We start from the raw sequence: 7,898 nt of genomic DNA, 5'->3' as shown, positions 1-7,898 counted from the left end.
GCTGCCGCTCGGTCAGATGCGACCTGACCGCGTCGTAGCGGCGAGACAGGGAATCCATGACCAGGCTCATAGCACAGACCCTAGACACCCCGAGGGCGAAAACTAGGTTATTTCACGACAAGTCCTTAGATGGTGATGAAGGTCCGGGAGAACGTGCCCGGAATGGATTCGGTGTCACCGCCGCCGGAGACGGCGACGTTCGTGTAGACAACCGACAGCATGACCTGTCGCTGCCCGCCCGGGCAGTTCAGGTTGGTGGACGGCGGCTGCAGCGTGAGTGTCCCGGAGACTTGACCGTTCTTGCCGGAGGTGAAGTCACCGCTGGCGCTGACCGGGCCGCTGACCTCGGTCTTCTTCGGGTCGGCGGGGAAGTTCCCGCCCCGGTTCTGGCACGCGTACACGGCGGTGGCGTCCGCTGACGCCACGACGGTGATGGTCTCGTTGTCGCCGAGGCCCGCGATCTTGAAGCTGACGCTGAGGTTGCCCGCGTTGTTGGGACCGGACGCGTCCGCCCTGAGGAAGTGCGGGTTGGCCGCGCTCGCTGTTCCGGCCACCATGACCATGAGTACGGCGATCCACGCCAGTGTGGACGCCAAGCGTCTTAACATGATTTTCCACCTCGCCTGATGTGCTCGTCCCCGATTGTGTTTGGCCTGCTCTGCCTAGTTTTGCGGGTACGGCGCGATAGGGGCGAACTACCCAATCGGCGCTAGAAGGCGGGCCACGGAATCGGGCGGAGTTCCGGGTCGGGCGCCGGGTAGATCGGGGCGGCCAGCAACCGGGCCACCCGGGAGCGCAGCGCCTTGATCTCCCGCTTGGTCAGATGCGGTGACAGCGCCTCGGGCAGGTCCGCGTCGAGGGCGGCGCGCAAGGTCGCGAGGGCGTCGAGGACGTCCTCGGGCAGGGGTTCGCTCGACCAGCCCCACAACACGGTGCGCAGCTTGTTCTCTGCGTGCAGGCTGATGCCGTGGTCGACGCCGTAGACGCCGCCGTCGGTGCTGTGCAGGACGTGGCCGCCCTTGCGGTCGGCGTTGTTGATCACGACGTCGAGGGCGGCGAGGCGGGCGACGTCGGGGTGGTCGGAGTGCACCAGGACGGCGGGTTCACCGCGGCGGTCGTGGGCGCGCAGGATGGGCCGCCACCCCGGCGGCACCTCGTGCGGCGGGAGGACGTCGACGAGGTCGTCGCCGTCCTTGGTGTCGATCCACAGCTGCACCATGCCCGGCCCGACCGGGCCGTCGCGCAACAGCGTGGGCGGGATGAGCGACAGGCCCGCCGCTCGGGCGACAAGGTAGGACGCGACCTCGCGGCCCGCGAGGGTGCCGTCGGGGAAGTCCCACAGCGGGCGCTCACCCGCGACCGGCTTGTACACGCACTGCGCCTCGACACCGTCGAGTTCGACCGCGCAGAACAGGGTGGTGTTCGACGCGTCGACGAGCCTGCCCTCGATGTCGATCGAGCCGTGCAGCAGTAACTCCCCGGCGGCCGGGTCGGTGGGGCGCACGGCTGGTCAGCCCTCTTCGGTGCGGCGGTACCCGTTCTGCCGGGGACACACGTGCCCGGCCGGGTCCAGCGGTTCGGCGCACAGCGGGCACGGTTTGCGACCCGCGTTGACGACCTTGCCCGCGCGGTCCGCGAAAGCACGCGCCTCAAGCGGGGAGAGGAACACGCGGACGGCGTCGGGGCCTTCCTCGGTGTCGTCGAGGACCACCGACTCGTCGACCTCGCCCTCGGTGACCGCGAGCAGCTCGATGACGACGGCGCTGCTCTCGGCGTCCCAGCCCAGGCCCATGGTGCCGACCCGGAACTCCTCCTCGACGGGCACCTGCAGCGGATCGGCGTCGACCTGATCTTCGGGGACGTCGCCGGGCAGCTCGGCGCCGAAGCGGCGGTGGACCTCTTCGAGCAGTGAGCCGATGCGTTCGGCGAGGACCGCGACCTGCTGTTTCTCGATGGTCACGCTGACAGTGCGGGCGCTCTCGACGGCTTGCAGGTAGAAGACGCGGTCGCCGGGCTGCCCGACTGTGCCTGCGATGAAGCGGTCGGGCTGACGGAAGACGTGGATGACACGGGCCATGGCACCCCAAACCCTATTGCACATCGTTGTGGCCGGCAGGCCATGCCCCCGTCGGGAGGGTCACCCCTCCACGGTATCCGCTTCCTCGCCGGTGATCGGTAGTGTCATTGCTGTGGTGAAGATCGCTTCGTATGGGACATGGGCATCGCCGATCGACGCGGCCGTGGTGGCGCAGTCGGGCCGACGCCCCGGGTGGACGAGCACGCACGCCTCCGGTGTGTGGTGGACCGAGAGCAGGCCGACCGACGGCGGTCGCCTCGCCTTGGTGCGCCACGACGGGGCCGGGGCGCGGGATGTGGTCGCCGCCCCGTGGAACGTGCGCAACCGGGTCCATGAGTACGGGGGCAACCCGTATGTGGTGTTCGGCGACGTCGTCGCCTTCACCAACTGGGACGACCAGCGGATCTACACCGTGGACACGCACGGCAAGGGTGAGCCGTCGGCGATCAGCCCGGAGCCGCGGCGGCCCCAGGGCGCGCGCTACGCCGACTTGATCGCCGGTCCGGGTGGGGAGCACGTCTGGTGCGTGCGCGAGACCGTCACCGGCGACCGGCCCATCGACGTGGGCCGTGACCTGGTCGCCGTGCCGCTCGCCGGTGGCGAACCACAGGTGCTCGCCGCGTCGCACCACTTCATGACCGCGCCCAAGCCCAGCCCCGACGGCCGGTACGCGGCGTGGCTCGGCTGGGAGCACCCGGACATGCCGTGGGACAGCACCGAGCTGTGCGTCGCGGAGGTCCTCGCGGACGGCACGTTCGGCCCGCACCGGGTCGTCGCGGGCGGTCCCGGTGAAGCGGTGTGCCAGGTCGAGTGGGAAGCCGAGGACTCGCTGCTGGTGCTCACCGACCCGCGGGGGTGGTGGAACCTGCACCGCGTCGGCCTCGACGGGACGGCGGTCAACCTCGCGGCCTGCGAGGAGGAGATCGGCGGCCCCCTGTGGATGCTTGGCTACCGCTGGTTCGCTCCGCTGGGCCGCGGCCGGTTCGTGGTGGTGCGCGCCGGTCGGCTCGCGGTGCTCGACGAGCGCAGCGGCACGGTCACCGACATCGACACCGACCTGCCGAGCTGGGCGTCCGACATCAGCGCCGTCGACGGGGTCGTCACGGCGGTCGCCGCGGGCCCGTTGACCGAACCGGCGGTCGTGTCGCTCGACCTGTCCAACGGTGAGCTCACCGTGTTGTCCGAACCGTCGACCGGGATACCGGACGAGCGGTACCTGCCGCGCCCGGTCGAGCGCACCTTCGTCGCCGCCGACGGCCGCGACATCCCCGCGTACGTGATGGCGCCGACGAACCCCGACTTCGCCGCGCCCGAGGGTGAGCTGCCCCCGTACGTCGTCCACGTCCACGGCGGGCCGACCTCGGCCCACTCCCCTGTGCTGAGCCTGAGCCTGGCGTACTTCACCAGCCGCGGCATCGGCGTCGTCGCGGTCAACCACGGCGGTTCCACCGGGCACGGGCGCGAGTTCCGCGAAGTCCTCAAAGGACAGTGGGGTGTGGTCGACGTCCAGGACTGCGCGACCGTCGCGGCCGCGCTCGCCGCGGAGGGCATGGCCGACGTGGAGCGGCTGGCCGTGCGTGGCGGCAGCGCGGGCGGCTGGACGGCGGCGGCGTCGATGACGACTGTCGACACCTACGCCTGCGGCGCGATCCACTTCCCGATTCTCGACCTGTCGAGCTGGACCAGCGGCGGCGGTGAGACCCATGACTTCGAGTCGCGCTACCTCGAAGGCTTGGTCGGGTCGCTGCCCGAGCACATCGACCGCTACACCGAGCGCTCCCCGATCAACCACATCGACAAGCTCGCCGGCCCGGTGCTGCTGCTGCAGGGCCTGGAGGACGAGGTGTGCCCGCCCGAGCAGGCGAACCGGTTCGTCGCCGGACTCGACGGCACCGGCATCCCCCACGCGTACCTGACCTTCGAGGGTGAGCAGCACGGGTTCCGCAAAGCGGAGTCGATCATCGCCGCGCACGAGGGCGAGCTGTCGTTCTACGGGCAGGTCTTCGGGTTCACCCCACCCGGTGTGCCCGTGCTGGAGCTGCGGAGGTGACCCGGGCCCGCCCGGGCAGGCTCAGGCCGGGGTCGGCGGTCGCCGTGGTGGCGCCCGCCGGTCCGGTGGACCCCGAGCAGCTCGAGCGGGGCGTGGCGGTGCTGGAGTCGTGGGGGCTGCGGGTCGTGCTCGGCAAGCACGTCCTCGACCGCCACCCCACGCTCCCGTACCTGGCCGGTCGCGACGCCGACCGCGCCAACGACTTGGCCAACGCGTGGTGTGACCCCGATATCGATGCGGTGCTCTGCGCCCGCGGCGGCTACGGCTGCCAGCGGATGGTCGACCTGCTCGACCTCGACGCGATGGCCGCCGCGGGCCCGAAGGTGTTCGCCGGGTCCAGCGACATCACCGTCCTGCACGACGAACTGGGCGTCGCGCTGAACCTGTCGACCTTGTTCTCGCCGATGATCGCGGGCCACCTGTTCGACACCGACGCGCAGGCGCACTTGCGGTCCACGCTGTTCGAGCCGGAGTCGGTGCTGGAGCTGATCGGCCCGCGCGCCGCGACCGCGGGTCATGGGATCGCCGAGGGCATCACGGTCGGCGGGACGTTGAGCTTGATCGTCGGCACCTTGGGCGCGCCCGGCTTCGCGCCACCGCCGGACGGGTCGATCCTGCTGCTCGAAGACGTCACCGAGAAGCCGTACCGGGTCGACCGGATGCTGACGCAACTGCTGCGCGCGGGCTGGTTCACCGGGGTCTCCGGCATCGCGCTGGGCTCGTGGGCGGGCTGCGGCGACGTGCGGCCCGTGGTGGCGGACCTGTTGGGAAGCCTTGGGGTGCCGATGGTGTGGGAACTGGGCTTCGGGCACTGCCCGGGACAGCTCACCGTGCCGTTGGGCACCGAGGCGGTCCTCGACGCCGACAACGGCACGCTGACGATGGTCGAGCCGGCGCTCGCCTGAGCACTCAGGCGGAATACCCGCGCGCGGCGATCCAGTGCGCGAGGCGGGTGGTGTCCATCCAGTACCAGCCCGTACCCGTTGGCGTCGGCGGAATCGGCGAGTTTCACCGTCCACCCGTTGTTGGTGTACCCGCCGATCCCACCACGTTCGCGATGATCGGGTAGCCGCGGTCGATGTCGTAGACCACATCCCACTGCAGACGGTTGATCTCAGCCTGGGTGGCGGACGAGGACCCGGGTGGTGTCGGCGGCGGAGTTCGTGCCGTTCGTGGTCGTCAACGCCCTGGGCAACACGTCGGTCTACAAGACCAAGTGCGTTCCCGGGCAGTCCTGCTCGCCGGTCTGATCACCACCACTCGCAGTCCTTCATCGCGGGCAGGCTCGGCACGACCTCGAAGGTCCTGAGCTATCAGTTTCCAGTGGCAGGAGAACTGAGGGCAGTGAGGGCGTGCAGGTGGGCGAAGCGGGGGCGGCGGGACATCGCGGCTCCTGACGTCGTTCGCGGGGAAGCACCCCTATCATTTGCAGCAGCGGCCGCCGTCACCAGCCCCTTAAGGGGCGGCAACCGAGCGCAGGGTCGTCGCGGCGTCGCCCACCACTGGGTCGCCGTGGCCGAAGCAGGCGATGTCGACGTCGAGTTTCGCCTGCAGGCGAAGCGATTCCATCGCCCCGTCCGGGTCGGAGTTGAACACGCCGAGGATCACCTGGCCGTCGTGGGAGGCGATGGTGTCGCCGCAGAACAGGACTCGGTGTTCTGACAGGAAGAACGCGATGCTGCCATCGGTGTGCCCGGGCACCGACAACACCTGCGCGCCCCCGCCGAACGGCAGGACCTCCCCGCCCTCGAGTTCCACGTCCACCGGGCACGGGACGGCGTCGGGCACGATGGGGACGATCGAGTCGTAGAGGGGGCGTTCCCAGTCCTGCAGCACCGGCTCCGGTGGCCCCGCTTCCCCACGAACCATCGGGGCGTCGGCGCGGTGGGCGAACACTGGGGGCGCCGTGCCAGGCGCGGACCTCGGCGGCGCTGCCGGTGTGGTCGTTGTGGCCATGGGTGAGCACGATCCGCTTGATCGCGGCCGTGGTGAGTCCCAATCCGGTGACGGCGTCGGCGATTGTCTGGGCTGAGCCCGCCGCGCCGGTGTCGATCAGGGTCAGGTCATCGCCGTCGCGCCAGAGGTAGGCCTGGCCGATGGGGAAACGCAGCAGCGTGAGGTTATCGGTGATCCGCATGAAAGCGAGGCTAGGCGCGTGATCACGCGCCCAGCCTGTCGTTTCGCGGAGAGCGGAGTCAGACCTTCGCTGGGAGGGTGACGAGTTCCTGGCGTTCGCCGAACAGGCCCAGCGGGTCGTTGCGCAGCAACGAGATCCCCGCCAACACCGACACCGCGATGGCGCCCGCGATGAATGGCCAGTTGTAGAGCAGGTCCTCACCGGCGGGCGAGTACGTCAGCACCAGGAACACCGCGGCGCTGGCCAGGATCGCGAGCTGGCGGCGCTGCCACGGCAGTGCGGCGGCGATCACGAAGCCCCACGTCAGGTACCACGGCAGGGTGGCCGGGGACAGGACGGCCACGGCGAACAGGACGAACGCCATGCGGCGGACCGCGTCGGAGCCGCCGTGCCGCGAGAGCCACCACTGGCGGATCGCGATGGCGAAGAACAACAGGCCGCCGATCGCGCGCGCGGTGTTGACGAACCAGCTCTTGTTCGCGTCGATGACGACGTTGACGACCGTGTGGACGATCTCGCCCGCCGCGGTCGGGATCGACAGCCAGTTGACGATCATCGCGGGCGCCTGCAGGGCCTTGAACCAGCCCAGGTTGACCCCGGCGAGCCACGTCGTCGCGGCGAACGCGCCGACGAAGATCGCCACCGAGGCGGCGCAGGCGCGGGTGAAGTTCTTCCAGAACGTCGAGTTCAGGTGGCCTGCCCACACCCACACCAGGAACGGCAGGGCGATGGCGGCGGTGGCCTTGACCGCGGCGCCGAGGGTCACGAGCAGGATTCCCAGGACGTGCTTGCGTTCCAGGACGCACAGCGTGCCCGCGGCGAGGAAGCCGACCATGAGCAGGTCGTTGTGTGGGCCGCCGACGAGGTGCACGACGGTCATCGGGCCCGCGATGGCCAGCCACAGGGTGGTCGGCAGGTTGCCGCCGAGGTGGCGGACCAGGCCGGGCAGCGCCCACAGCAGCAGTCCGAGGCCGATGAGCAGGGCCAGGCGCATGAGGATGACGCCGAGGATCATGTTCGTCCCGGCGACCGCGGCGATGCCCTTGGCCATGAGGATGAACAGCGGCCCGTACGGCGCGGGGGTGGTCTGCCAGAACGGGTGCACGTTCTGCACGAGTTCCTGCAGGCCCAGCACGATGGGCCCGACCGCGTACGGGTCCTGGCCGTAGAGCGGCAGCGCGCCCTGGGCGAGGTAGGAGAACACGTCGCGGGTGAACACCGGCGGCGAGATGAGTAGCGGCCCCATCCAGCACGCCGCGGCGATCAGCACGGGCCGGGAACCGACGCGGCCCGCGAGGAGGTGCCTGCCGAGTCGGATCCACGCCCACACCACGAGCGCGAAGCCGAGGTAGAGCACGATCGTGGCCAGCATGCGGCCGTGGCCGTATCTGATCCACGACAACGGGCCGTGGCCGAGGACTGGGTCGCTGACAAGGATGCCCGCGGCGCCGAACGCGCTGATGAGGATCATCAGGCTGCCCGCTGTGCCGAGGGCGATCGTGCGCACGGGAAGCGGGCCCCTGGGCTCAGCGGCGGCGGGGGCTTCGGCGTGCTCAATCTTCTCTGCGACCAAGGACTCTTCCACGTCTGGAGACGGATCTGTGGTGGTGGCCATCGTGGGTTGAGATTACACA

General features: G+C 70.0%; 6 protein-coding genes and 1 pseudogene. 2 read left to right on the top strand and 5 right to left on the bottom strand.

Features of this window, described 5'->3' with window-relative positions; genetic code table 11:
- Nucleotides 1-125 precede the first annotated feature (125 nt).
- The 3 genes from ACRDSQ_RS02990 to ACRDSQ_RS02980 form a co-directional block, all read right to left on the bottom strand.
- Nucleotides 126-608: a hypothetical protein gene (locus tag ACRDSQ_RS02990; RefSeq protein WP_431418527.1), complete on the bottom strand. Its 483-nt coding sequence runs from the start codon at nt 606-608 to the stop codon at nt 126-128.
- Between the two features lie 101 nt (nt 609-709).
- On the bottom strand, nt 710-1,504 hold the full coding sequence (locus tag ACRDSQ_RS02985; protein WP_431418525.1) for an SCO1664 family protein: 795 nt from the start codon (nt 1,502-1,504) through the stop codon (nt 710-712).
- A 6-nt stretch (nt 1,505-1,510) separates the two neighbouring features.
- A complete protein-coding gene (locus tag ACRDSQ_RS02980; RefSeq protein ID WP_091368977.1) occupies nt 1,511-2,077 on the bottom strand; it encodes a DUF3090 domain-containing protein in 567 nt (188 codons plus the stop codon).
- Nucleotides 2,078-2,189: 112 nt separating this feature from the next.
- On the opposite strand from ACRDSQ_RS02980, the gene ACRDSQ_RS02975 reads away from it, so the two are divergent.
- Nucleotides 2,190-4,127, top strand: coding sequence for a prolyl oligopeptidase family serine peptidase (locus ACRDSQ_RS02975; protein WP_431418523.1), 1,938 nt, complete (start codon nt 2,190-2,192; stop codon nt 4,125-4,127).
- On the top strand, nt 4,124-5,032 hold the full coding sequence (locus ACRDSQ_RS02970) for a S66 peptidase family protein (protein WP_431418521.1): 909 nt from the start codon (nt 4,124-4,126) through the stop codon (nt 5,030-5,032). The genes ACRDSQ_RS02975 and ACRDSQ_RS02970 overlap by 4 nt, the downstream gene beginning before the upstream one ends.
- 550 nt (nt 5,033-5,582) lie before the next feature.
- Here ACRDSQ_RS02970 and ACRDSQ_RS02965 read toward each other — a convergent pair.
- Together ACRDSQ_RS02965 and mptB are read right to left on the bottom strand one after the other, a co-directional pair.
- Nucleotides 5,583-6,264: pseudogene (locus ACRDSQ_RS02965) on the bottom strand (MBL fold metallo-hydrolase).
- Nucleotides 6,265-6,322: 58 nt separating this feature from the next.
- A complete protein-coding gene (mptB, locus tag ACRDSQ_RS02960) occupies nt 6,323-7,879 on the bottom strand; it encodes a polyprenol phosphomannose-dependent alpha 1,6 mannosyltransferase MptB (RefSeq protein ID WP_431418519.1) in 1,557 nt (518 codons plus the stop codon).
- Between the last annotated feature and the right edge of the window lie 19 nt (nt 7,880-7,898).

It is taken from the genome of Actinokineospora sp., assembly GCF_050699995.1.
GTDB lineage: Bacteria > Actinomycetota > Actinomycetes > Mycobacteriales > Pseudonocardiaceae > Actinokineospora.
This window is presented reverse-complemented; position numbering and strand designations above follow the sequence as displayed.

What these genes read in the sequence shown, in the direction of transcription:
- ACRDSQ_RS02990 (WP_431418527.1), bottom strand. Translation starts at nt 608, where the DNA reads ATGTTAAGACGCTTGGCGTCCACACTGGCGTGGATCGCCGTACTCATG.
- ACRDSQ_RS02980 (WP_091368977.1), bottom strand. Translation starts at nt 2,077, where the DNA reads ATGGCCCGTGTCATCCACGTCTTCCGTCAGCCCGACCGCTTCATCGCA.
- mptB (WP_431418519.1), bottom strand. Translation starts at nt 7,879, where the DNA reads ATGGCCACCACCACAGATCCGTCTCCAGACGTGGAAGAGTCCTTGGTC.